At 72.2% G+C, this 22,260-nt stretch carries 24 protein-coding genes; 12 read left to right on the forward strand and 12 right to left on the reverse strand.

Going from position 1 to position 22,260, the window contains the following annotated elements; genetic code table 11:
• Window positions 1–45: 45 nt before the first annotated feature.
• A complete protein-coding gene (locus ACW62_RS29465) occupies window positions 46–576 on the reverse strand; it encodes an AAA family ATPase (RefSeq protein ID WP_053207703.1) in 531 nt (176 codons plus the stop codon).
• On the reverse strand, window positions 573–1,208 hold the full coding sequence (locus ACW62_RS29470; protein WP_053207704.1) for a TetR/AcrR family transcriptional regulator: 636 nt from the start codon (window positions 1,206–1,208) through the stop codon (window positions 573–575). The genes ACW62_RS29465 and ACW62_RS29470 overlap by 4 nt, the downstream gene beginning before the upstream one ends.
• 103 nt (window positions 1,209–1,311) lie before the next feature.
• On the opposite strand from ACW62_RS29470, the gene ACW62_RS29475 reads away from it, so the two are divergent.
• The 3 genes from ACW62_RS29475 to ACW62_RS29485 all read left to right on the forward strand — a co-directional run bounded on the left by ACW62_RS29475 (window position 1,312) and on the right by ACW62_RS29485 (window position 3,368).
• Window positions 1,312–2,121 (forward strand): alpha/beta fold hydrolase, encoded by an 810-nt coding sequence (locus ACW62_RS29475; protein ID WP_053207705.1) that lies wholly within the window; start codon window positions 1,312–1,314, stop codon window positions 2,119–2,121.
• A 1-nt stretch (window position 2,122) separates the two neighbouring features.
• Entirely contained in the window at window positions 2,123–2,689 is a 567-nt protein-coding gene (locus tag ACW62_RS29480) for a dihydrofolate reductase family protein (protein WP_053207706.1), read from the forward strand.
• A gap of 496 nt (window positions 2,690–3,185) precedes the next feature.
• Complete coding sequence (locus ACW62_RS29485) at window positions 3,186–3,368, forward strand: hypothetical protein (RefSeq protein ID WP_053207707.1); 183 nt, start codon at window positions 3,186–3,188, stop codon at window positions 3,366–3,368.
• On the opposite strand, the gene ACW62_RS29490 is transcribed toward ACW62_RS29485, so the two are convergent.
• The 5 genes from ACW62_RS29490 to ACW62_RS29510 all read right to left on the reverse strand — a co-directional run bounded on the left by ACW62_RS29490 (window position 3,339) and on the right by ACW62_RS29510 (window position 7,658).
• A complete protein-coding gene (locus tag ACW62_RS29490; RefSeq protein WP_053207708.1) occupies window positions 3,339–4,109 on the reverse strand; it encodes a nucleotidyltransferase domain-containing protein in 771 nt (256 codons plus the stop codon). The genes ACW62_RS29485 and ACW62_RS29490 overlap by 30 nt on opposite strands.
• Window positions 4,110–4,125: 16 nt before the next feature.
• Window positions 4,126–4,899: an SDR family NAD(P)-dependent oxidoreductase gene (locus ACW62_RS29495; protein WP_053207709.1), complete on the reverse strand. Its 774-nt coding sequence runs from the start codon at window positions 4,897–4,899 to the stop codon at window positions 4,126–4,128.
• Between the two features lie 101 nt (window positions 4,900–5,000).
• The gene (locus tag ACW62_RS29500; RefSeq protein WP_053207710.1) at window positions 5,001–5,426 is read right to left on the reverse strand and encodes a hypothetical protein; all 426 of its coding nucleotides are present in this window, start codon (window positions 5,424–5,426) and stop codon (window positions 5,001–5,003) included.
• A 272-nt stretch (window positions 5,427–5,698) separates the two neighbouring features.
• Window positions 5,699–6,838 carry an aminotransferase class V-fold PLP-dependent enzyme gene (locus ACW62_RS29505; protein WP_053207733.1) on the reverse strand — a complete coding sequence of 380 codons (1,140 nt, stop codon included), beginning with the start codon at window positions 6,836–6,838 and terminating at the stop codon, window positions 5,699–5,701.
• Window positions 6,839–6,842: 4 nt separating this feature from the next.
• Window positions 6,843–7,658, reverse strand: a complete 816-nt coding sequence (locus ACW62_RS29510) for a M23 family metallopeptidase (RefSeq protein WP_083460318.1) — start codon at window positions 7,656–7,658, stop codon at window positions 6,843–6,845.
• Between the two features lie 213 nt (window positions 7,659–7,871).
• On the opposite strand from ACW62_RS29510, the gene ACW62_RS29515 reads away from it, so the two are divergent.
• The 6 genes from ACW62_RS29515 (at window position 7,872) to ACW62_RS29540 (ending at window position 14,059) form a co-directional block, all read left to right on the forward strand.
• Window positions 7,872–8,894, forward strand: a complete 1,023-nt coding sequence (locus tag ACW62_RS29515; protein WP_053207711.1) for a LacI family DNA-binding transcriptional regulator — start codon at window positions 7,872–7,874, stop codon at window positions 8,892–8,894.
• 111 nt (window positions 8,895–9,005) lie between these two features.
• Window positions 9,006–10,004 (forward strand): ABC transporter substrate-binding protein, encoded by a 999-nt coding sequence (locus ACW62_RS29520; protein WP_053207712.1) that lies wholly within the window; start codon window positions 9,006–9,008, stop codon window positions 10,002–10,004.
• 16 nt (window positions 10,005–10,020) lie between these two features.
• Window positions 10,021–11,565 carry a sugar ABC transporter ATP-binding protein gene (locus ACW62_RS29525; RefSeq protein ID WP_053207713.1) on the forward strand — a complete coding sequence of 515 codons (1,545 nt, stop codon included), beginning with the start codon at window positions 10,021–10,023 and terminating at the stop codon, window positions 11,563–11,565.
• Window positions 11,562–12,614 (forward strand): ABC transporter permease, encoded by a 1,053-nt coding sequence (locus ACW62_RS29530; protein WP_053207714.1) that lies wholly within the window; start codon window positions 11,562–11,564, stop codon window positions 12,612–12,614. Before ACW62_RS29525 ends, ACW62_RS29530 begins: the two co-directional genes overlap by 4 nt.
• Window positions 12,611–13,666: an ABC transporter permease gene (locus ACW62_RS29535; RefSeq protein WP_083460319.1), complete on the forward strand. Its 1,056-nt coding sequence runs from the start codon at window positions 12,611–12,613 to the stop codon at window positions 13,664–13,666. The genes ACW62_RS29530 and ACW62_RS29535 overlap by 4 nt, the downstream gene beginning before the upstream one ends.
• A gap of 114 nt (window positions 13,667–13,780) precedes the next feature.
• Entirely contained in the window at window positions 13,781–14,059 is a 279-nt protein-coding gene (locus ACW62_RS29540) for a GntR family transcriptional regulator (protein WP_053207715.1), read from the forward strand.
• Between the two features lie 69 nt (window positions 14,060–14,128).
• Here ACW62_RS29540 and ACW62_RS29545 read toward each other — a convergent pair whose 3' ends face one another.
• Window positions 14,129–16,249 (reverse strand): MMPL family transporter, encoded by a 2,121-nt coding sequence (locus ACW62_RS29545; RefSeq protein WP_053207716.1) that lies wholly within the window; start codon window positions 16,247–16,249, stop codon window positions 14,129–14,131.
• A 144-nt stretch (window positions 16,250–16,393) separates the two neighbouring features.
• Here ACW62_RS29545 and ACW62_RS29550 point away from each other — a divergent pair, with 144 nt between their 5' ends.
• A complete protein-coding gene (locus ACW62_RS29550) occupies window positions 16,394–17,281 on the forward strand; it encodes a sigma-70 family RNA polymerase sigma factor (RefSeq protein ID WP_053207717.1) in 888 nt (295 codons plus the stop codon).
• 200 nt (window positions 17,282–17,481) lie between these two features.
• Window positions 17,482–19,590, forward strand: a complete 2,109-nt coding sequence (locus ACW62_RS29555; RefSeq protein ID WP_053207718.1) for an Ig-like domain-containing protein — start codon at window positions 17,482–17,484, stop codon at window positions 19,588–19,590.
• 85 nt (window positions 19,591–19,675) lie between these two features.
• Here ACW62_RS29555 and ACW62_RS29560 read toward each other — a convergent pair whose 3' ends face one another.
• Complete coding sequence (locus tag ACW62_RS29560; protein WP_053207719.1) at window positions 19,676–20,233, reverse strand: AAA family ATPase; 558 nt, start codon at window positions 20,231–20,233, stop codon at window positions 19,676–19,678.
• A gap of 72 nt (window positions 20,234–20,305) precedes the next feature.
• On the opposite strand from ACW62_RS29560, the gene ACW62_RS34470 reads away from it, so the two are divergent.
• Window positions 20,306–20,458, forward strand: coding sequence for a hypothetical protein (locus ACW62_RS34470; protein WP_157575069.1), 153 nt, complete (start codon window positions 20,306–20,308; stop codon window positions 20,456–20,458).
• On the opposite strand, the gene ACW62_RS29565 is transcribed toward ACW62_RS34470, so the two are convergent.
• The 3 genes from ACW62_RS29565 to ACW62_RS29575 are packed head-to-tail and all read right to left on the reverse strand — an operon-like array spanning window position 20,414 to window position 22,234.
• Window positions 20,414–21,172, reverse strand: a complete 759-nt coding sequence (locus ACW62_RS29565) for a hypothetical protein (protein ID WP_053207720.1) — start codon at window positions 21,170–21,172, stop codon at window positions 20,414–20,416. The two genes, ACW62_RS34470 and ACW62_RS29565, sit on opposite strands and share 45 nt — an antisense overlap.
• Before the next feature lie 25 nt (window positions 21,173–21,197).
• Window positions 21,198–21,908 (reverse strand): aquaporin, encoded by a 711-nt coding sequence (locus ACW62_RS29570; RefSeq protein ID WP_053207721.1) that lies wholly within the window; start codon window positions 21,906–21,908, stop codon window positions 21,198–21,200.
• Window positions 21,908–22,234: an L-rhamnose mutarotase gene (locus ACW62_RS29575; RefSeq protein ID WP_053207722.1), complete on the reverse strand. Its 327-nt coding sequence runs from the start codon at window positions 22,232–22,234 to the stop codon at window positions 21,908–21,910. The genes ACW62_RS29570 and ACW62_RS29575 overlap by 1 nt, the downstream gene beginning before the upstream one ends.
• Between the last annotated feature and the right edge of the window lie 26 nt (window positions 22,235–22,260).

Below are 22,260 nucleotides of genomic sequence, written 5' to 3' on the forward strand. Positions count from 1 at the left end.
GAGGTGCGCCGGCCCGGGACCGCAGCCCGGGCCGGCGCACCTGCGTCACTCCTCTGCGTCGAGGTGAGTGAGCATCAGGCGGTACGTCTCGTCGACGGCGCCCTCGGCGGACGGGACGACGACGGCGTGCGGACGCCGGGCCAGGTACGCCGTCAGCCGGTCGTACAGCGCGGCCACCTCGGCCGGCTCGGCCCGTGCCGGGTCGGCGGCCGTCCGGGCGCGCTCGGCGAACCGTCGTAGGACGGCCGCCCGATCGGCCATCACCACCAGCTCGTGGAACGCCGCTAGGGTCTCCGTCGCCACCGCCTCGAGTTGCTCCAGGAACCCGGGCCGGGCCACCGACTGGGGCACCACGACGTCGTGACCACCCCGCAGGTGCGCCCGCGCCGCGACGACGGCGACCGCGCGGGCCAGCAGCCCCGCGGCGCCCGGATCGTCGCGCCAGCCGCCGATCAGGTCGCGGACGCGGTCGACGTCGAGGTTCAGCGTCAGCGGGTGGTCGGTCGCGTAGCACCCGGCCAGCGTCGACTTGCCGACCGCCGGCGGGCCGTTGAGCACGATCAGCCGCGGCGTCACCGTCCGTACGCGGCGAGGAACACGTCGGCCGCGCGGTCGGCCAGGACGTCCAGCTCGTCCGCCGGCGACACGGCGGCGGTGCCGGCGAACATCATCCGGTTCATCGGCTTGTACATGACCAGCCCGGCGAGGTGGTACGCCGCCAGCGTGGGGTCGTCCAGCTCGCGCAGCAGGCCGCGCTCGGCCATGCGCGCCAGCGCCTCGCCGAGCAGCACCAGCGACGGGTGGAAGGCCCGTTCCCACCAGGTGCCGGAGACGTCGGGGAAGCGGTCGGCCTCGGCGATGACCAGCCGGCGCAGTTGCAGCACCTCGGGCCGGCTCAGGCTCTGCAGCAGTTGCCGCCCGACGTCGCGCACAGCGGCGCGCACGTCGGTGGCGTCGTCGAGCGTCGCGTACACGGCGGCCAGCCGGTCGCCGAGGGTGTCGGTGCGCCCGGCGATGATCTCGGCGAACAGGTGCTCCTTGTCGGCGAACTGCTTGTAGACGGTCTGCTTGGAGACCGCGGCCTTCGCCGCCACCTGGTCCATGCTGGCGCCGATGTAACCGTGCTGGAGGAACACCTCCGTGGCCGCTTCGACGATCGCCCGCCGCTTGCGCGCCGTCCGGCCTTCCTCAACGCCTTCGAGAACCATGCCTTCTCCTCACTCCCTCAGCAGAGAGTACTAGACAGTTCCGTACTCGTGTGAGTACTGTACCGTCTAGTTCCAAGCCACCACCGAGATTCGGGAGCACGAGATGAGCACGGTCACTTCCAAGGACGGCACCACCATCGCGTTCGACACCTACGGCGAGGGCCGGACGCTGATCATGATCGACGGCGCCACCGGCTACCCGGCGATCAACCCGCTGAACGCCGAGACCGGCAAGCTGCTGGCCGACGGGTTCCGCACCTACGCCTACGACCGCCGCGGCCGCGGCAACAGCACCGACACCGCCCCGTACGCCGTCGAGCGCGAGATCGAGGACCTCGCCGCGCTGGTCGAGCATGCCGGCGGCGGCCCGGCCGTGCTGTTCGGCTGGTCCTCCGGCGGGGTGCTGGCGCTCGACGCCGCCGCGTCCGGGCAGCTGCCGGTCAGCCACGTCGTCGCGTTCGAGCCGCCGTTCGTCGTCGACGACGTCCGCCCGCCGCTGCCGTCTGACTACGTCGAGCGCCTGGACGCCGCCAACGCGGCCGGCCGGCCCGGCGACGCCGTTGAGCTGTTCATGACGGCCGCCGCAGGCATGCCGCCCGAGGCCGTCGAGGGCATGCGGCAGAGCGACTTCTGGCCGGTCATGGAGGGCATCGCGCCGACCATCGCCTACGACGGCCGGATCATCGGCACGACGATGTCCGGCAACCCGCTGCCGGCCGACCGATGGGCGTCGGTCGACGTCCCCGTGCTGGTCATGCACGGCATCGACACCTGGCCGACGCTGATCCCCGGCCCGCGCGCGCTGGCCGAGCTGCTGCCGACGGCCACGCTGAAGCCGGTGCCGGGCGAGAACCACGCCACCACCCCCGAGGTGCTGGCGCCGGAGCTGCGCGCGTTCGTTGAGGGGGCCTGACATGGGACGCATCGTCGTGACGGAGTTCAGCAGCCTCGACGGCGTCGTGCAGGCGCCGGGCGGCGAGGACTTCAAGTACCAGGACTGGAGCTTCGACTTCGACAGCGGCGAGGAGGGCGAGCAGTTCAAGGTCGACGAGGCGCTCGGCGCCGAGGCGCTGCTGCTCGGCCGCGTGACGTACGACGGGTTCGCCGCGGCCTGGCCGCAGGAGGAGGGCGAACTCGCCGACAAGTACAACGGCATGCGCAAGTACGTCGTCTCGTCGACGCTGACCGATCCGACCTGGAACAACACCCAGGTCGTCCGCGGCGACGTCGCCACCGAGGTGGCGAAGCTCAAGAACGAGGTCGACGGCGAACTGCAGGTGGCCGGCAGCATCCGGCTGGCGCAGGAGCTGCTGGAGCACGACCTCGTCGACGAGCTGCACCTCATGACGTACCCGGTGCTGCTCGGCTACGGCCGCCGGCTGTTCGGCGAGACCACCGACCGCACGCGGTGGCGGCTCACCGAGTCGCGGACCGTCGGCGAAGGCGTCCTGATCACCCTGTTCGAACGGAACCGGGCCTAGGCTCGCTTGGTCTCCGAAACTCCGACACGTGAGTCGAGGTTTGAGCGGAGTAGCGCGAATCGCACCCCGCGCCACATCTGCAGACTGGACGACCCTGCCGCGTTCGCCGGAGGCCGCCACGTTGGCCGTCCCGCTGGCGCCGGCAGGAACGGCGCACGGCAGCCAACGGCGGACGGTGCACACGGGCGGGCTCTGCCCGCACTTCCCCCGTCCCCCTGATAGCTGCCCGTTCTTGGCCGCGGTGCCGGGGGTCAAGCGGTGCTTCGCTCGCGCGAAGCGCGCCGTTGGGCTCCGCTTGAGGCGCGGTGCCGCGGCTAAGAAAATGGGCAGCAGGGGGACGGCCCACTACCGCAAAACGGCGAACTGCGGGACAACGGCGAACCGCTACACGATCCCCCACCCCACCGTGTGGATCCGCTGCGCCGCCACGCGACGCCGGTCCAAACTCGGTTCACGTGCCGGAGCTTCGGAGACCCAGTGAAGCTAGGCTCGAAGCATGAGCGACGACCCGGTCGGTGTGGTGACACGCTGGGAGAACGCGGGCGGCGAGTGGCGCGTCGTCGCCCGCACGGCGGTGGGCGTCACCGTCGCCCTGTGCCGCTGCGACGGCGGCGAGGAGGTCGACCGGTTCACCTCGGCCGACCCCGCGCTACTGGCGTTCCTCGCCGGCCGCGGCTGAGCCGCCGGCCAGCGCCCGCAGCGGCGCCGTCAGCCGATCGGCCAGGACGGGGTCGACGTGGCGGGCCTCGGCCAGCAGCGCCTCGGTCGCGACGGCGAACGCACGGCGCAACGTCGGGTCGTCGAGGGCGCCGACCAGCGAGCCGGCCAGCGACGCCGTCACGGCCTCCGGCAGGGCGTCGACGCCGCGGCCCTGGTGGGCGGGGAGGTCGTGGCGCAGGCAGGCCAGCGCGACGACCTGGTCGCGCAGGCCGTCGATCATGGACAGCGCCTGCCAGCCGCGGCCGCGCTCGATGCTGGACCGCGCGTGCAGGGCGTACAGCCAGCCCATCCCGACCAGCCCACCGGCCGCCGGCGGCGTCGCGGCCGGGACGTCGCGGGCGGCGCCGAACAGCAGCCGGAAGGTCGGGGCGATGGCGCCGAACTCCGCGGCCGGCGCGAACGCGATGTCCACCTGCAACGTGTTGGCCAGCAGGAACACCCGGTAGATGGTGCTGCCGCGCGGGGAGTCGAGGTGCGCGACCGCGCCATGGCGCTCGTACATGACGGCGGTCCAGCCGGCGATCACGGCGGCCTGGTCGGCGCCGTCGGCCAGCCCGAACGCGAGGTCGATGTCGGACCAGTCGTCCTCGGCGCCGCTCGCCGCCGACCCGGTGAGGGCAGCGCCGTCGATGCGGTGGTCGGCACGGGCGGCCGCGACCAGCTCGTCGCGCAGCGCCGAACGCTCGTCCGGGGTGAACACGATCGGCCAGCCTACGTCAGCCGAACACCCAGCCTCCGTCGACAGTGAGGACCTGGCCGGTGACGAACGCGCTCTCGTCGCCGGCGAGGTAGACGAAGGCGCCGGCGAGGTCGGCCGCGGTCCCCCGGCGCTTCAGCGCCTGAACGGCCGTGACCTGCTCGAACACCGCGTCGGGGTCGGGTTCGAGCGCCTCTTCGTGCTCGGTCCGGATGGCGCCGGGCATGACGGCGTTGACGCGGACGCCGTCGGGGCCGGCCTCGCGGGCCAGCGCCCGGGTGAGCCCGATGATGCCGGCCTTGCTGGCGGTGTAGTGCAGCGCGCCGGCCTGCCCGGTGCGTGCCATGACGCTGCTGACGGTGATGATCGAGCCGCGGCCGCCGGCGACGAGGTCGGGGTAGGCGGCGCGGGCCAGCAGCCAGCTGCCGCGCAGGTTGACGGCGAAGACGCGGTCCCAGTCGGCGACGCTGATGTCGCGCCACGACGACTGCGCGGACAACGCGGCATTGGCGACGACGATGTCGAGCGGGCCGAGGTGGGCGCGGGCGCCGTCGACCAGCTCCTGGACGGCGCCGGGGTCGGCGAGGTCGGCCTCCAGCGCGACCGCCTTCGTACCCGCCGTCCGCAGCTCGGCCGCGAGGTCCTCGGCCTGCGCCGCCATGTCGGGACGCGGCTCGTGGCCCAGCGCGACGGAGGCGCCCTCGGCGGCGTACGCTCGGGCCACCGCCGCGCCGATGCCGCGGGAGGCGCCCGTCACCAGCGCCACCCGTCCGGCCAGCCGACCCTCGTCCACTCGTCACCTGTTTCAGCAGATGCAATGGTCGGTTCGAATTCTCGGACCGGCGGGCGTGCGGTGTCAACCGGAAGGGCCGCATCGTGGCCGTCCGGCAAGGGCTACCGGGTCAGCTCGTCGACCGCCTCGACGGCGGCGTCGACCTGCTCAGGGGTCGTGACGATGCTGGTGCCGAACCTGACGTAGGTCTCGCGGTACGGCGTCAGAGAAGCGTCGCGCGCCAGCTCTCCCGCGACGGCCGCCGCCGGGTCCGCGTCGAACGCGTCGCGCCACCGCTGGACGGCGGCCCGCACCGGCGCCGGGTGGCTGGCCAGCACGTACGCGGCGAAGTGGGCCAACTCGGGGTCGAGGGCGAACTGGGCGCGCACGACCTCCCAGTCGGCGAGGTCGAGCTCGTCCGGCGACGGCGAGGTCGCGGCGGCGGGCTGGCCGGCGTCGTCGCCGCCGGTGTTGCCGGACGAGCAGGCGACCAGCAGTGCCGGCGCACCAGCCACCACCGTCCGTCGCCGCAGCCGCGCGCCCGCCATGCCGCGACGCTACTCCGCACCACGGACACGAGCGAGAGTGTGGAGCGCTGGCGCCTTGGGGGCTGGATGAGTGAGTCCGAAATGACCCCGGGTGGCTGGTCGTGCTGGTGAGAACCATGGTCATGGCGCTATTTGTGTCGCCAGGGCAGCAATTTCCGCGCCATGGTCATGGTTCTCATCGGCGCGGACGTGCCCGCATCAACTGACCGCGTCGCTGGTGCTCGCCACCCGGGTACGCCACCCGGCCACCCGAGGATCATTCGGACTCAGCGCTAGAGCAGGGCGGGCAGGCGGGCGGCCAGCAGCTCGAAGTCGCGGGCGCCGGTGTAGGCGTGCGCCGACAGGCGGAGGAATGCGCGGCTGTCGTGGACGCAGACGTTGACCTCGGCGGCGGCGTCGCGGGCGATGCGCACGCGCAGGGCCTCCTCGGCCGCCTTGTCGCCGATCCGGACGGACGGGGGCAGCGCGACCAGGCGCATGGTCGGCGCCGGGGCGGCCAGGTCCGGGACCTCGCTGCCGATCGCCTTGGCCACGAGGTCCGCACCGGCCGCGACCAGCCGCGACACCGATTCGCGAGCGGCCGGCCAGTTGAGGTCGTCCAGCACGTCCAGGGCGGCCGGCGCCGCCAGCCAGGGCACGTAGTCGGCCGTCGCCTGCCAGTCGAAACGTTCCGGCAGCGAGCCGTGCTCGGACCACGAGACCACCGGCGGCAGCGTCCGCGACCGCCACTCCGGCGCCACCACCACGCCGGCGGTCCCCCGCGGCGCGCACGCCCACTTGTGCAGGTTGCCGGTCCAGAAATCCGCACCCACCGGCACCGGAGCAGGCAGCAGCCCGGGCCCGTGCGCGCCGTCGACGATCACGGGGACGCCGGCCGCACGGCACAGCGACACCAGCCGATCCACCGGGAAGACCGTCGCGGTCGGCGAGGTGATCTGGTCGACCACCACGACGTCCGCGGCGCCGACGGCCGGCGTCAGCAGCGCCACCACGTCGTCGGGCGACGCCGTCAGTGGCACGGGCACCTCGACGACGGACGCGCCGCGAGCCGCCGCGAACCGGTCGGCGGCGAACCGCACGGCGCCGTAGCCGTGTGAGGTGACGACGATGCGCCCGCCGGCCGGCACGTCCACGGCCGCCAGCGCGACCGTCACGCCGGCGCTCACGTTCGGCACCAGCGCGAACCCGGCCTCGTCGGCGCCCAGCCAGCGGGCCAGCTCCCGCCGCGCCGACGCCACCCGCTGCGGCAGCGCCCGGAACCACGCGGCCGGGTTCGCCTCGTTCTCCGCCCGCAGCAGCGCCGCCTCCCGCTGCGCGGCCAGCGGCACGGCGCCCCACGACCCGTGGTTGAGGTGGAGGACGGCGGGGTCGAGGGTCCAAAGGCCGGACCGCGGCTGCCACTCAGACGTCACCGTCTCATCCTTCCCGACGGTGTGCGGCGGCGACCGTCGACCCGTCGGCGGGGACGCCATCGCGAGCGACGCCGTCGTCGTCCTGGTAGCGCCAGCTGAAGCGGAGGCCGTGGGCGGTCGCGATGTCCGGGCCGTCCATCAGCTGGAAGTGCAGGTGCGGCTCGGACGAGTTGCCCGAGTTGCCGCACTCGGCCAGCGGCTGGCCGGCGACCACCACATCACCCACGGCCACCCGCAGCGAACCTTGCCTGACGTGGGCAAACACCGCGTACACGCCGTCGCCGAGGTCGACGACGACGTGGTTGCCGAGCAGGTGCCGGGGCCGGCCGAGCGTGCGGACGAAGCCCTCGAGGAGCAGGTAGAGCAACCCGGGCAGCGATGTACGGGTCAGGTGGTCGCGCTGTCGATCCGCCGCCGCGACGACCCGGGCGCCGGCCGGCGCGAGCAGGGGCATCCCGAACGCCGGGTACGCGGCCGGGCGGCGGGCGACCGGCCACAGCCACACCGGCGCCGGCGCCGGCCGGAGGGCCAGATCGATGGCGTAGGTCTGCGCCAGGGCGTGGGTGTGGCTGGGCACCTTGGTGCCCGGCCCGTTCAGGGCCGTCCAGCGCCCGGCCAGCGGCAGCTCGACGGCGACGGGGTCCGGCTCGGCGCCGCGGGGCGGCCGCTGGGCCCGCGTCGTCAGCCAACGTCCGGCCAAGCCGAACGCCAGCAGCCCGACACCGGTGAACCAGAGCGGGCCGAGCCCGGCCCGGTTGATGAGGACGGCGACGGCGCCAGCCGCGAACGCCGGCCCGTGCAGCCACCTGAGAACCCGCATGACTGCGAGCCTAACAACGCGGTGAGCTGCGGTTTCGTGAACTCGTGAGCGATCGGCCATGACATCTGTCAGCTGCCGGCGAAGCGGCACGGGATTGTCGCGGGCCGCATGTTCCCGGTAACGTCACCGCGCCGAGACGTACGATCAGACCGGCGTCGGCCGGGGTCCCGGCACCGTGCCGCCGCGAGTGACGTGCAGAGTGTGGGAGGGAAGATGAGCGCCGGGAGCCCGGACGACAAGCCGAACCTGCGGTCCATCGCGTCCCTCGCGGGCGTCTCGCACATGACCGTCTCCCGCGTCCTCAACGACCACCCGAACATCCGGCCGGAGACCCGCGAGAAGGTCCTGCGCGTCGTCGAGGAGCTGAACTACCAGCGCAACAGCGCCGCCCGGGCGCTGGCGACGCGCAAGTCGCGGCGCATCGGCGTCATCGTCGACCGGCCGGTCGAGATCGGCCCCGACAGCACGCTGCGCGCCGTCGAGCACGCGGCGCGCGAGGCCGGCTACTCCGTCAGCTCCGTCGCCGCCTCCCCCGACGACGACGGAGTGCGCCCGCGCGAGGCCATCGCGTACCTGACGGCGCACGGCATCGACGCGCTGTGCGTCATCGCGCCGCGTGCGTCGTCGGTCGACGTGCTGCGCGAGCTGACCGAGGGGCTGCCGACGCTGATCGTCAAGGCCGACGACGACCCGAACTTCCTCACCGCCTCGGTCGACCAGCGACTCGGCGCCACGCTGGCCGTCCAGCACCTGATGGACCTCGGCCACCGCGAGATCGTGCACGTCGCCGGCCCGCTGGACTGGCTGGACGCGCGGGCCCGCGAACGCGGCTGGCACGCGCACCTGAAGAAGGCCGGGCTGCACATCCCGCCGGCGTTCGTCGGCGACTGGTCGGCCGACTCCGGCTACGAGTTCGCCGTCGCGTTCGACGAACTGCCGCCGTTCACCGCGATCTTCGCCGCGAACGATCAGATGGCGCTCGGCATCCTGCACGGCTTCCGCGACCGCGGCATCCGCGTGCCGGAGGACGTCAGCGTCGTCGGGTTCGACGACCTGTCCGTGTCGCGGCACTTCCTGCCCACCCTCACGACGGTGCGACAGGACTTCCACGCCCTGGGCACGCTCGCGGTCGAGATCCTCGTCGCCGCGCTCGAGGGCGGCAGCACCGAGCGGCGCTCGCGGATCGCACCGGAGCTGATCCTGCGCGAGTCGACGGCTGGGCCTCGAAGTATGTGACATCAGTCAGTACCATTTCACATCTTGCATGGTCCATGTGTTCCCGGTAACATCTCCCCGTTCCACGCCCACGAACCACGCCGGAAGGCACGGGTCTCAAGGAGGAGATCGATGCGCAGCAACGCACGGATCGCACGGGCCTTCGCGGCGGCCGGGGCACTGACCCTGGCCCTCACCGCGTGCGGCGGAGGCGACGACGACACCAGCGCCAGCGGCGACGGGGGCGACGAGGTCGTCACCGTCGGCTTCGTCGCGGTCGGCCCCGAGGGCGGCTGGCGGCAGGCGAACGAGGCGAACGTCCAGGACACCTTCACCGAGGAGGCCGGCTTCGAGCTGAAGTACGCGCCCGCCACCAACCTCGACCAGCGCTCCCAGATCGACGCGTTCACGTCGTTCGTCGACGAGGGCGTGGACGTCATCCTGCTGTCCGCCACGGAGGGCGCCGGCTGGGAGGACTCCCTGCGCCGCGCCCAGGAGGCCGAGATCCCGGTCATCCTCGTCGACCGGGGCATCGAGCCGGACGACACCGACCTCTACGTCACCCGGATCGCGCCGGACAACTACGAGGTCAGCACGTCGGTGGCCGAGTGGGCCGTCGCCGCGTTCCCCGACGGCGGCAACTACTTCGTGCTCGAGGGGCCGGCCGGCGTCTCCGTCGTCAACGAGCGCAACCAGGGCTGGGACGACGCCGTCGGCTCGGCCGCCAACCTGGTGAAGATCGGCGCGCAGACCGCCAACTGGTCGACCGAAGAGGCCAAGAGCGTCTTCGAGACCGTCCTGCGGGCCAACAACAACGACATCCAGATCGTGTTCGCACAGAACGACGAGATGGGCCTCGGCGCGGCGATCGCGGTCGAGGAGGCCGGCCTGACGCCGGGTGTCGACGTCCAGATCGCCACCATCGACGGCACCAAGCCGGCGCTGGAGGCGCTCTCCGAGGGCCGGCTGAGCTTCGTCGCCGAGTACAACCCGCTGTTCGGCGAGACGCTGCTCGACGTCGTGGGCCAGGTGCTGGACGGCGAGGAGGTCGAGCCGTACATCGTCGTGCCGAGTGAGACGTTCGACTCGCCGGAAGCCGCGACGGCCGCGCTGCCCACCCGCAAGTACTGAGGACTCTGGAGCCGTCATGACCGGAGCGCCACCGATCGTCGAGATGACCGGCATCTCGATCTCGTTCCCAGGGGTCAAGGCCCTCGACGCCGTCGACTTCCGCCTGTTCCCGGGCGAGGTGCACACCCTCATGGGCGAGAACGGGGCCGGGAAGTCCACCCTGATCAAGGCGCTCACCGGGGTCTACAAGATCGACGAGGGGCAGATCCTGGTCGCCGGGGTGGAGCGCCGCTTCGGCGGCACCGCCGACGCCCAGGCGGCCGGGATCGCCACCGTCTACCAAGAGGTCAACCTCTGCGCCAACCTGTCCATCGGCGAGAACGTGATGCTGGGCCACGAGGTCCGCGGCCCGTTCGGCATCAACTGGAAGGCGACGCACCGGGCGGCGGCCGGGGTGCTGGCCACGCTCGGCCTGGAGCAGCTGGACCTGCGCCGTCCGCTCGCCACGCTCTCGCTTGCCATCCAGCAGCTGGTCGCGATCAGCCGGGCCATGGTGACCGAGCCGAAGGTGCTCATCCTCGACGAGCCCACCTCCAGCCTGGACGCCAACGAGGTGGCCAACCTCTTCACCGTCATCCGCAAGCTGCGCGACCAGGGCGTCGCCATCCTGTTCGTCACGCACTTCCTCGACCAGGTCTACGCGATCAGCGACCGCATCACCGTCCTGCGCAACGGCGGCTTCGTCGGCGAGTACCCGACCCGCGAGCTGGACCGCACGACGCTGATCTCGAAGATGATCGGCAAGGACTTCGCGACGCTGCGCTCGCTGGGCAGCGAGCGGCAGACGCACCACTACGAGCCGCGCGGCGAGCCCCTGCTCAAGGCCGAGGATCTCGGCCGCAAGGGCTCGTCCGAGCCGACCGACCTGGAACTGCACCAGGGCGAGGTGCTGGGCCTCGCCGGGCTGCTCGGCTCCGGCCGGACCGAGCTGGCCCGGCTGCTCTACGGCGCCGACCGGCCGGACAGCGGGACGGTCTGGCTGCGCGGCAAGAAGACCGACATCCACAACCCGACGGCCGCGCTCTCGCACCGCATCGCGTTCTCCAGCGAGAACCGGCGCGACGAGGGCATCATCCGCGACCTCACCGTCCGCGAGAACCTGGTGCTCGCCGTCCAGGCCAAGCGCGGCTGGTTCCGGCCGCTGTCGCGCAAGGAGCAGGACGCGCTCACCCGCAAGTACCTGGCCGAGCTGAACGTCCGGCCGGCCGACCCGGAGCGTCCGATCAAGTTCCTGTCCGGCGGCAACCAGCAGAAGGTGCTGCTCGGCCGGTGGCTGGCGACCGAGCCGGACCTGCTCATCCTCGACGAGCCCACCCGCGGCATCGACGTCGGCGCCAAGGCGGAGATCCAGGCCGCCGTCGCCGCGCTGGCCGCCAAGGGCGTGGCCGTCGTGTTCATCTCCTCCGAGCTCGAGGAGGTGGTCCGGCTCAGCGACCGCATCATCGTCATGAAGGACCACCGCAAGCTCGCCGAGCTGGAGAACGGCCCGCACGTGACGGCGGAGACCATCGTCGCCGTCATCGCCGACGAGGGCGACGACGAGGAAGGTGACTCCGAATGAGGGACGTGGCCGCGCGGCGCGGCGCGATCATGCGCAACCCGGCGTTCTGGGGCGTCATCGCGATAGCGGCGCTGCTGGCGATCAACGTCATCAAGGACCCGAGCTATCTCTCCATCGGCTACAACGGCGAGACCGGGCGGTTGTCCGGCAATCTCGTCGACATCCTGCGCGCCGCCGCGCCGATCCTGATGATCGCCGTCGGCATGTGCCTCGTCGTCGCCACCAGCGGCATCGACCTGTCCGTCGGCTCGATCATGGTCGTGGCCGGCGCGGTGTCGATGGAGCTGCTGAGCGGCATGGACGGCAGCACCGGCAACGCGGCGCTGACGCTGGCCGTCGCGCTCGGCATCGCGACAGCGCTGGGCGCGGTGAACGGCATCCTCGTCTCCGTCGTCGGGCTGCAGCCGTTCATCAGCACGCTGGTGATGATGCTGGCCGGCCGCGGCATCGCCAAGGTCATCACCGGCGGGCAGAACACCACCGCCGACAACGACTCGTTCGCGTGGCTGGCCAACGGCTACGTCGCCGGGATCCCGGTGGTGTTCCTGCTGGCCATGGCCATCGTCGCGCTGGTCTGGCTGCTGGTGCGGCGCAGCGCGCTCGGGCTCATGCTGGAGGCGATCGGCATGGACTCGCGGGCCAGCCGGCTCGCGGGCGTGAAGCGGCGTAACCTGCAGCTGACCGTCTACTCGGTGAGCGGGCTGCTGGCCGGCGTCGCCGGCGTGTTCGCGACCGCCAGCGTCATGACGGTGGACGTTTCGCGCACCGGCTACCAGCTGGAGCTGGACGCGATCCTCGCCGTCGTCATCGGCGGGACGTCGCTGGCCGGCGGCAAGTTCTCCATCGGCGGCGCCGTGATCGGCGGGCTGCTGATCGCGACCCTGGACAAGACCGTCGTGTTCCTCGGCATCCCGGCCTCGGCCACGCCCGCGTTCAAGGCCATCGTGATCGTCGTGCTCTGCCTGCTGCAGTCCGAGCGCGTCCGGTCGCTGTTCCGACACCGCCGTGCCCTCCGGGCGCAGTCGCAGAAGGAGGCCGTTGCGGCATGACCGTCACGACTCGACCGCCGACCGGGTCCGCGCCCGGCCCCGCGCCGTCGCGCCGCTCGCTGGGCGACCGGCTGGGGGCCCGGCTCAGCGCGCTGCCGACGGTCGCCGCACTGCTCATCTTCGTCGGGATGATCATCTACGGCGAGGCGGCGTACGGTCGCATCGTCCAGTTCAGCACGCTGTCGAACCTGCTGGTCAACAACTCGCACCTGATCATCCTCGCGGTCGGGCTCACGTTCGTGATCCTCACCGGCGGCATCGACCTGTCCGTCGGCGCCATCATCGCGGTCAGCAGCGTCGCCGGGGTCATGCTGTCCAACGCGGGCTGGCACCCGGTGGCCGCCGTGCTGGTGATGGTGCTGATCGGCTCGGCGCTGGGACTGGTCTCCGGCGTGCTGATCCAGTACTTCGGGGTGCAACCCTTCATCGCGACCCTGGCGACGATGTTCCTCGCGCGCGGGCTCGCGTCGATGCTGAGCACCGTCCCGGAACGGCTGGCCGACGACTCCGCGATCCGCGAGCTGGCCACCCAGCTGAAGATCATCGACGGTGAGAAGGTGAACGACCTGGTCGTCACGCCAGGCGTGGTCGCCGCCGTCGTCATCGTCGTGCTGGGGTTCCTCGTGCTGCACCGGACCCGGTTCGGCCGCACCGTCTACGCGATCGGCGGCTCGGAGCAGTCGGCGACGCTGATGGGCCTGCCGGTCCCCGCGACCAAGCTGGGCATCTACGTCATCAGTGGCACGCTCGCCGGCATCGCCGCCGTCGTCTACACGTCGCGGCTGGGCAGCGCGCAGAACATCACCGGCATCGGCTGGGAGCTGGATGCGATCGCGGCAGTCGTCATCGGCGGCACGCTGCTCACCGGCGGGACCGGGTTCGTGCTCGGCTCGGTGGTGGGCGCGCTGGTACTCGGCCTGATGAACGTCCTCATCACGCGCGACGGCGGCATCCGCCCGGAGATGACCACCATCATCACCGGCGGCATCCTGCTGGTCTTCGTCATCCTGCAGCGTGTCCTCGCCGCCCGGCGCCGGTCGGAGACGGGCTAGGGGAGATTGGCCACCGGCCGCTCCCTCGCAGGTATGGCTCTGCATGGCTCCGGGTCGCGGCATGCCGCGTCCGGCCGACGGCGGCAGCGGCCGACCGGCCTAGCGTCGTCGGCCGTGCGCGACTACGTACCGCAGCCGAACGCCCCCGGCTACGAGTATCTCCGCCTGGCCGACCACCTGGCCGCGGAGATCGCCGCCGGTCGGCTCCCTGCCGGCAGCAAGCTGTTCGGCGAGCAGGAGCTGGCCAAGACCTGCAACGTCGCGCTCGGCACGGTGCGCCGCGCCCTCGTCGTGCTGCGCGAGCGTGGGCTGATCACCACCTGGCCCGGCAAGGGCAGCTTCGTGACCGGCCCGGAGACGTCGAACGAGGCGGGCGGAACGTCACCGGGGTGACGCTCGCCCGTCTCGCCGACGCCCTCGGGGTGCGGGCGCCGGACCTGCTCTGACGATCCCGGCGGTTCGTCAGACGCGCTCGAGCTCGACCTTCGGCAGCACCCGGGCCAGCGGCGCCGGCAGCCACCAGGCGCGCCGCCCCAGCAGTTGCATGACGGCGGGCACGATCATGCATCTGATGATGACCGCGTCGACGAAGATCGCCACCGCGAAGGCGAAGCCCGTCTGTTGCAACAGCCGTTGCGGGCTGAGGACGAAGGCCGCGAAGATCACGATCATGATCGAGGCGGCCGCCGTGATCACCCCGCCGGTGTGGGCCAGGCCCTCCCGGATCGCGCGCGACGGGTCCTTCTCCCCCGCGCGCACCCATTCCTCGTGCATCCGGGAGATCAGGAAGATCTCGTAGTCCATCGAGAGGCCGAAGACGATGGCGAAGATCATCACCGGCACGTACGCCTCGATGGGTCCACTCTCGAAGCCGAGCGCGCCGTCCTGGAACACCAGCTTCATCGCGCCGAGCGCGGCGCCGATGCTGAGCAGGTTCAGGAACGCGGCCTTCAGCGGAATGAGGACCGATCGGAACACCGCCATCAGCAGGACGATCGAGAGCCCCACGACGATGAGGATGAACAGCGGCATCCGGTCGGCGAGCTTGCCGGCGTAGTCCTCGGACGCGGCCGTGGCCCCGCCGACCAGATACTCCGCGCCGTTGTCCGCAGTCAGCCCGGGCAGCACGTCGTCGCGCAGGGTGCCGACCAGTTCCGTCGTCGCTTCGTCCTGCGGTGAGGTGGTGGGGTAGACGAGGACGGTCGCGGCCTCGCCGTCCGGCGTGGGTATCGGGTCTGCGGTGGCCGCGACTCCCTCGGTCTGGGCCAGCGCCTGCGCCGCGTCGGCGGCGGCCTCGTCGGCGCTGCCGTCGCCGCCGTCGGTCACGACCAGCAGCGGCCCGTTGAACCCGGGACCGAAGCCTTGCGAGAGCAGGTCGTACGCCTGCCGGCTGGTGGAGTCGCTCGGGTCGTTGCCCGCGTCGTTGAAGCCGAGCCGGATGCTCAGCGCCGGGAAGGCGAGGGCTCCGAGCAGCACCGCCGCCAGCACCAGGGCAGCCAGCGGGCGCTTCTGCACCGCCGCCGCGAGCTTGCGCCAGCGCTCACCGTCCTCGTTCTTACCCTTGGCCCTGCGCTTCTCGGCCCGCGCGCGGAACTGGCGGGCGAAGCGGTTGCCGAAGATGCCGAGCAGCGCGGGCAGCAGCGTCAGCGAGGCGAGCATCGTCATCATCACCGTCAACGCCACGGACAGCGCCATGCCCTGGATCGAGCCCAGGCCGAGGGCGGTGAGGCCGAGCAGCGCCAGGATGACGGTGCAGCCGGCGAAGAACACCGAGCGGCCCGCGGCGTCCAGGGCCGTGACGGTGGCCCGTTCCGGTTCGGCGCCGCGCACCAACTCGGCCCGGTAGCGGGCGAAGATCAGCAACGCGTAGTCGATGCCGACGCCGAGGCCGACGAGGAACATGATCGGCGGCGTCCAGGACGCGATGGTGAAGATGTGCGAGGCCAGGACGATGATGCCGACCGTCGAGCCGACCGCGAAGAGGGCGATCATGATGGGCAGGCCGGCGGCGATGAACGTGCCGAACATCAGCACCAGGATCACCATCGCGGCTACCAGACCGGCCGCCTCTCCGACGCCGGTCTCGGATTCCGCGATCAGCCGGACGGCGTCACCGCCCAGCTCGACCTGGAGTCCCTCGCCCTCGATCCCCTGCGCGACGTCGAGGATGCGTTCGGTGTCCTCCGCCGGCATGTCGTCCGACGGCACCTCGAGCTCCACGGTGGCGTAGCCGATCGTGCCGTCGTCGGAGACGGCGGTCGGGTTGTCGTAAACGCTGCGGACCTCGCCGACATTGGGCAGCTCCGCGACCTCCGCGAGCATCGGTTCGACGCGCTCTCGCACGCCGGTCAGCCCGCCCTCGTCGTGCAGGACGATGTCGACGGTGTCCCCGGCGCGCTCCGCGCCGTGCTCCTTCAGCAGGTCGGCGGCGGCCTGTGCCTCCGTGCCGGGGAGCGAGGTGTCGTTCTTGTACGCGTCGCCCACGGCGGTGGCGACGCCCCACACGCCGATCAGGACCGCCACCCACAGGATCAGAGCGATCCACTTGCGGCGGTGCGCGAACCCGGCGATGCGGACGAACACCCCCGCCCGCCCGGGTGGTTGTGTGATCTCTTCTTCGCGGTTCAACTGTGGCGTCGTCACGGGTGATGACGACGCAGCCCGGCGAGGTGTGACATCGACGTGTCACAGTGGACGGGGCCGTGTCGTCAACCGGGCATGGGAGCGATGAACGCACGAGACGCCGACGACCTGCTGGCTCGCTCGTTCGAAGCGAACCGGCCGCGGCTGCTGCGGGTCGCCTACACGATGACGGGCTCGCTGGCCGACGCCGAGGACTGCGTTCAGGAGGCGTGGCTGCGGCTGCGCGGGCTGGCCGACCCCGGCACCGTCCGCGACCTCGCCGCGTGGCTGACGACCACCGTCAGCCGGCTGGCGCTCGACGCCCTGGGCAGCGCGCGGGCCCGCCGCGAGCAGTACGTCGGGACGTGGCTGCCCGAGCCGCTGGTCGAGACCCGCGACTACGACCCCGCCGACCGCGTCACGCTGGACGAGTCGGTGAGCATGGCGCTGCTGGTGGTCCTCGAACAGCTCTCTCCCGCCGAGCGCACCGCGTTCGTCCTGCACGACGTGTTCAGCATGCCGTTCCCGGAGATCGCCGAGGTGGTCGGGCGGTCCCCGGCGGCGGTGCGGCAGCTGGCCTCGCGGGCCCGCCGGCACGTGGAGGGCACGCGGCCGCGGCTCCCGGCCACCGGCGCCGAGCAGCGCGAGCTCGTCGACGCGTTCATGGCCGCCTGCCGGCAGGGCGACCTCCCCGGGCTGATCGCGCTGCTCGACCCGGACGTCGTCCTGCGCAGCGACGGCGGCGGCAAGGTCTCGACGCTGCCGAAGATCGTGCACGGCGCGGGCCGGGTCGCGCATGCGCTGGTGCACTACGGCCGGGCGGCCTACTTCCAGGTGCACACGGCCGACGTCAACGGCGCGCCCGGCGTCGCCGTCCGCCACGAGGACGGCGTGCTGACGGTCATCGCGTTCACCGTCGACGCGGGCCGCATCACCGCCATCGACGGCGTGCGCAACCCGGACAAGCTGACCCGGGTGCCCGGCCTTGACTGACGCCGCCGTGACCGGTCCGTGACCGACCGGCGAAGCCGGCCCCGTTCTGGCTCTCCAGGTCTCGTGTGTGCACGCCTACGGTCCCGACTGGTGACATCTGCGCGCTCGCGCCGCTGACACCGTCGTCCCACACGTGAACACGAATCCTGGAGATCTACGTGATAAGGAAAAGCCTGCGCAGCCGGTCTGCGCTGGGCGGTGTGGCCGCGCTGACGCTCGTCACGAGCCTGCTGGGCGGCCTGGTCGCGTCGGCCGCCGAGACGCGGGAGGACCCGGCCGAGCCGCTGCCCCGCATCGCCGCCGGCGACAACCGTCAGCTCATCGACACCGACACCGGCCGGCCGTTCATCCCGCGTGGCTACAACTACGTCCGCCTCGCGCCGCAGCCGTGGAACCCCGAGGAGCCCTACCACTCGACCTTCGAGCCGGGACAGTACGACGGCGAGCGGGCCGGCGCCGCGCTGGCCGAGCAGAGCGCCGCCGGCTACAACACCGTCCGGGTGTTCGTCGACCCCGGCCACGGCCAGGACAACGTCAACGGCACTCCGCACGGCCTGGGTCACGGCGACGACGACACCAGCACCGGCAACCCGGAGTACCTGGACAACCTCGCCGACTTCGTCCGCCGGGCGGCCGGCCACGGCATCTACGTGCTGCCGTCGATGGACGCGTTCCCGCAGAACGCGTACTACTTCGACATCGTCGCGCAGAGCGCACCGCCGGAGAACGTCGCGGGCCGCAACACCAACTACATGTACGAGGGCTTCGTCAAGGCGAAGGAGGCGTACCTCGCCAACTTCACCACCGAGATGACGGACCGGCTCGGCCCGCTGATGAGCACGTTCCTCGCGCTCCAGCTGGACAACGAGGCCACCTTCGCCGCCGACAAGGCGCCGTTCGCAGCGGCGTCGGGCACCTTCACCGGCCCGGACGGCACCAGCTACGACATGTCCGTCCCCGACCAGCGCCAGGCCGCCGCCGACGACACCATCGTCGCGTACGCCGACGCGGCCACCGCCGCCGCCAAGGAGGTCGATCCCGACCTCATGGTGACGATGGGCGCGTTCACCAACCGGGCGGTCGGCAAGCCCGGCTACGACGGCTTCGCCACGCACTGCGAGGGCGACGCCTGTGATGGCGACTTCCGCTACCCGGCCCGCGTGTCGACGCTGACCCGCGAGTCGGCGCTGGACTTCTTCGACATCCACACCTACCCGAACCCGCAGTTCACCCTCGAGGAGGCGCTGAACTCGGTCGAGTGGCCGGAGGTCGAGGGCGTCGTGATCAACGGCGAGTTCGGCGCCCAGCGCGACCGCTACGGCAACGACATCGACCGGGCCGCCGCGGCGATGCGCGACCACCAGATCGAGAGCTGCGCGTTCAACCTCACCGGCTGGCTGTTCTGGACCTGGGACACCGACGATGACGACGTCCAGCAGCTGTTCTTCCGCGGCAACGAAGCCGGCGGCGTCATCGACCAGCAGCTCTCCCCCGTCAACCGGCCCGACCCGTGCCTGCGGGAGGCCCCGGTCGTCGCGCCGCTGGCGGTGGAGTCGCCGGAGGACGGGCAGACCGGCGACGTCGAGTTCGCCGGGACGGGCCAGCCCGGCGGCACGGTCACCCTCACCGTCGACGACGAGGAGCTGGGTTCGGCCACCGTCGGCGACGACGGCGGCTGGACGATCGAGCCGGAGGCGGGCCTGCCGGTCGGCGTCCGCTTCGACGCGCAGCTCACCCAGGTCGTCCGCCTCGACTACCAGGACGTCGTGGTCGCGGACCTCGGCGTCCCGGCGCCGGGCGTGACGATCGACGAGCCGTCGAGGGACGCGGGCCAGGTCTTCACCGGCGGCTCGTACCCGGACGCGGAGCTGGCGGTCTCGCTGACGGCCGACGCCGGCCGGGCCGCCGTCGAAGGTGAGCTGGACCGCGACGACGACGGCGGCTGGACGTTCACCCCGGCGGCCGCGCTCGGGGCCGGCGACTACACCCTGACGGCGACCGCCTCGGCCGGCGACGGCGGCGACGCCGAGCTGCTCGGCTCGGACGCCTCCGTCACCGTCACGGTGAAGTCCTCGGACGACGGCGGCGCCTCGGGCGGCGAGGACGACGGCGGCGACGCCTCGGGTGATGGTGGCGACGGCGGCGCTTCGGGCGAGTCCGGCGACGCCGGCGCGGCCGAGGACGGCAGCGGTGAGGACCTGCCCGACACCGGCGGCCCCGGGGCCGGCCTGCTGCTCGGCGCGGTCCTGCTGCTGGCCGCCGGTGGCGCGCTGGTGGCCCGCACCCGTGGGCGGGCAGCAACGCGCTGACGTCCGCTCCACGACGACGGGCACCGCCGCGAGCGCGCGGCGGTGCCCGTCGGTTCGTCCGCCGCCTGCGCTGAGCCACGCTCACTCAACGCGCTGGTTCCGCCTTCAGGAGGAAGGCCTTGCTCGCGACAGCCTCCCGCACCGCGACGAGAGTCGCTGCGGGCTCTTGGCTCGTGGTGTCGATGACATGCCGTTCCAGCCGCCCGAGACCGGAGAACTCGTCCCAGAGCGAGGCGACAGGCTCTTCGGCGATGAGCGCGTCTGGTGCGGTTCGGCTCTGGGCCCGGCGCAGCGTCTCGGCACGGGAGGGGCGCAGCACCACGTAGTGCAGGCGAGCAGTGGCACCGACACCGTCAGCGAGCTGGAAGTGGTGGAGCATCCACGGGCCGATGACCCCGTCGACGACGGTCACGAACCCGCCGGCCGCATAGGTGGCAGCCGCACCTTGGATGACCCGCATCACCAGGTGGTTCTGCACCCCGGACTCGGGAAGGTAGGGCGGGATGGCACCCGAGACGATGGAGCGCCAGAAGTCGTCGGTGTGCAGGTGCACCGAACGCGGGAACGTCGATGCGAGCGCACGCGCCGTCGTCGATTTCCCCGCCCCCGGAGGCCCGGAGAGGATGATGATGTCCGCACTCATGCATCCAGGCTAGGCACGACGGCCTGCCCACGTCGCGACGGCCCGCGCTCAGCCCGTCCGCAGCGGCGCGAGGTGCTCGGCCAGTTCGTCGTGCGCGTCCGCGACCTGCTCGAACAGCCCGGCGAGGTGGGCCGCCTCGCGCTGGACGGCCGCGTACTGGGCGCGTCCGAGCAGCCGCGCCTACCGGTCCAGCAGGCCGGCCAGGGGCGCGTCGAGCGGCCGTAGCGTCTGAGCGGCGTCGACGCGGCGGCGGGCGGCCAGGCGCAGCGAGAAGTCGGCGAGCACCGTCGTCACCTCGTCGTCCAGACCGGCCGCCGCCCGCCCGGCCAGATCGCGCAGGCCGGCCGCGTTCTCCGGCGCCGCCGCCCACACCGCGGCCCTCGGGAGCGACGCGGCCAGCGCGGCCTCCACCCCGGCCGCGGCCACCGGGCGGATCGCCGTGCGCAGCGGGAACCGGCCCACGCAGTAGGCGATCGGGCTCGCCCAGGCGGCGATGAACGCGTCCTTCGGCAGCCACGCGTACGGGAACCCCTCGGGGTCGTGCATGAGCACCCCCTCGGCGTCGGCAGCCAGCACCGTCACGAAGTGGTCGGCGCCGAGCGGGCGGTCCGGCCCGGGCTGGTGCAGCAGCAGCCCCATCTCCAGCGGCCCGACGAACACCGGGCCGTCCGCCGCCAGCGCCGTGAGGTCCCGGTACGCCGTCTCACCGTCGTCGTACGTGCGCCGCTCGCTCGTCCAGCCGAACAGGTCCAGCGCCTGGTCGACCCCGAGGTCCGGATCCCACCCGGCCGGGTCGAAGTACGGCACGCCGTCGTACAGCTGGTACCCGAACGCCGACCCCGTCAGCGTCTCGACCACGGCCGCCGGCCACCCCCTCCCGGCGACTGTGGCGAGCGTGCTGGCATAGCAGTACGGGCCGGACCCGACGTACGCAGTCATGCCGTCAGCATGACATTTTCGCAGGTCAATTCGCTATGCGCACGGACATGGCGGCCTCGGCACGGCTGCGGCGGGGCAGGTACAGCGCGACGACGAGGAGGATGCCGACGGCGGCGCCGGCCAGCTGGGCGGCGACGAACGCCGGCGCCGACGACGGCGCGATGCCGGCGAAGGTGTCGGAGAAGATCCGCCCGACAGTGACGGCCGGGTTCGCGAACGAGGTCGAGCTGGTGAACCAGTAGGCCGCGCCGATGTAGGCGCCGACAGCCGGCGCCACCACGACGACGCCGCGTCCGGACAGCACCAGACCGAAGATCAGCAACACCAGCCCGGCGGTCGCGACCACCTCGCCCACCAGCACGCCGGTCCCCGTCCGCTCCGTCGTCGCCAGGCCCGCGTCGACCTCGAACATCACGTTCGCCAGCACCGCGCCCCCGATGCCGCCCAGGCACTGGGCCGCCACGTACCGCGCCACCTCGACGCCGGCCAGGCCGGTGCCGCGCCTCCGGCCGAGCCACCAGTCCGCGATCGACACGACGGGGTTGAAGTGCGCCCCCGACACCGGGCCGAACAGCAGGATCAGCACGCTGAGCCCCAGCACCGTCGCGATGCTGTTCTCCAGCAGCTGCAGGCCCACGTCGCCGGACGACAGCCGGCTGGCGGCGATCCCGGAGCCCACCACGATCGCCACCAGCAGCCCGGTCCCGAGGAACTCGGCGAGCAGCCGGCGCGCCATCACTGCGCCGGCCGGGCCGGGAGATCCCAGACGTGGCGCAGGCCGGTGTCGCCGCCGGAGTAGTCGTCCGCGACGGAGTGCAGCGGGCCCACCCGCTCCTGCCAGACGACGTTCGCGGGATGGTCGCGCATGGCCGCTCGCATCGCCTGGTAGTCGTCGCACTCGACCACGTGGAACAGGTCGCGGCCGTCGCGCCAGATGCGCCAGCTGTGCACGCCGGCCGCTCGCAACGCGGCGTCGAGCTCGGCCGGGATCACGGCGTGGACGCGTTCGTACTCCTCTTCCATTCCGGGCTTGAGCACCGTGTGCAGGGCGATCCGTTGCATGGGCGGGCGGGTCCTCTCCTGGTCGT

Origin of the sequence: Jiangella muralis (assembly GCF_001270745.1) — a bacterium.
GTDB classification, from domain to species: domain Bacteria; phylum Actinomycetota; class Actinomycetes; order Jiangellales; family Jiangellaceae; genus Jiangella; species Jiangella muralis.

Coding starts and splice junctions, on each gene's coding strand:
- ACW62_RS29470 (WP_053207704.1), bottom strand. CDS start 1,208: ATGGTTCTCGAAGGCGTTGAGGAAGGCCGGACGGCGCGCAAGCGGCGG.
- ACW62_RS29475 (WP_053207705.1), top strand. CDS start 1,312: ATGAGCACGGTCACTTCCAAGGACGGCACCACCATCGCGTTCGACACC.
- ACW62_RS29480 (WP_053207706.1), top strand. CDS start 2,123: ATGGGACGCATCGTCGTGACGGAGTTCAGCAGCCTCGACGGCGTCGTG.
- ACW62_RS29485 (WP_053207707.1), top strand. CDS start 3,186: ATGAGCGACGACCCGGTCGGTGTGGTGACACGCTGGGAGAACGCGGGC.
- ACW62_RS29500 (WP_053207710.1), bottom strand. CDS start 5,426: ATGGCGGGCGCGCGGCTGCGGCGACGGACGGTGGTGGCTGGTGCGCCG.
- ACW62_RS29510 (WP_083460318.1), bottom strand. CDS start 7,658: ATGCGGGTTCTCAGGTGGCTGCACGGGCCGGCGTTCGCGGCTGGCGCC.
- ACW62_RS29515 (WP_053207711.1), top strand. CDS start 7,872: ATGAGCGCCGGGAGCCCGGACGACAAGCCGAACCTGCGGTCCATCGCG.
- ACW62_RS29520 (WP_053207712.1), top strand. CDS start 9,006: ATGCGCAGCAACGCACGGATCGCACGGGCCTTCGCGGCGGCCGGGGCA.
- ACW62_RS29525 (WP_053207713.1), top strand. CDS start 10,021: ATGACCGGAGCGCCACCGATCGTCGAGATGACCGGCATCTCGATCTCG.
- ACW62_RS29530 (WP_053207714.1), top strand. CDS start 11,562: ATGAGGGACGTGGCCGCGCGGCGCGGCGCGATCATGCGCAACCCGGCG.
- ACW62_RS29535 (WP_083460319.1), top strand. CDS start 12,611: ATGACCGTCACGACTCGACCGCCGACCGGGTCCGCGCCCGGCCCCGCG.
- ACW62_RS29550 (WP_053207717.1), top strand. CDS start 16,394: ATGAACGCACGAGACGCCGACGACCTGCTGGCTCGCTCGTTCGAAGCG.
- ACW62_RS29560 (WP_053207719.1), bottom strand. CDS start 20,233: ATGAGTGCGGACATCATCATCCTCTCCGGGCCTCCGGGGGCGGGGAAA.
- ACW62_RS29565 (WP_053207720.1), bottom strand. CDS start 21,172: ATGACTGCGTACGTCGGGTCCGGCCCGTACTGCTATGCCAGCACGCTC.
- ACW62_RS29570 (WP_053207721.1), bottom strand. CDS start 21,908: ATGGCGCGCCGGCTGCTCGCCGAGTTCCTCGGGACCGGGCTGCTGGTG.
- ACW62_RS29575 (WP_053207722.1), bottom strand. CDS start 22,234: ATGCAACGGATCGCCCTGCACACGGTGCTCAAGCCCGGAATGGAAGAG.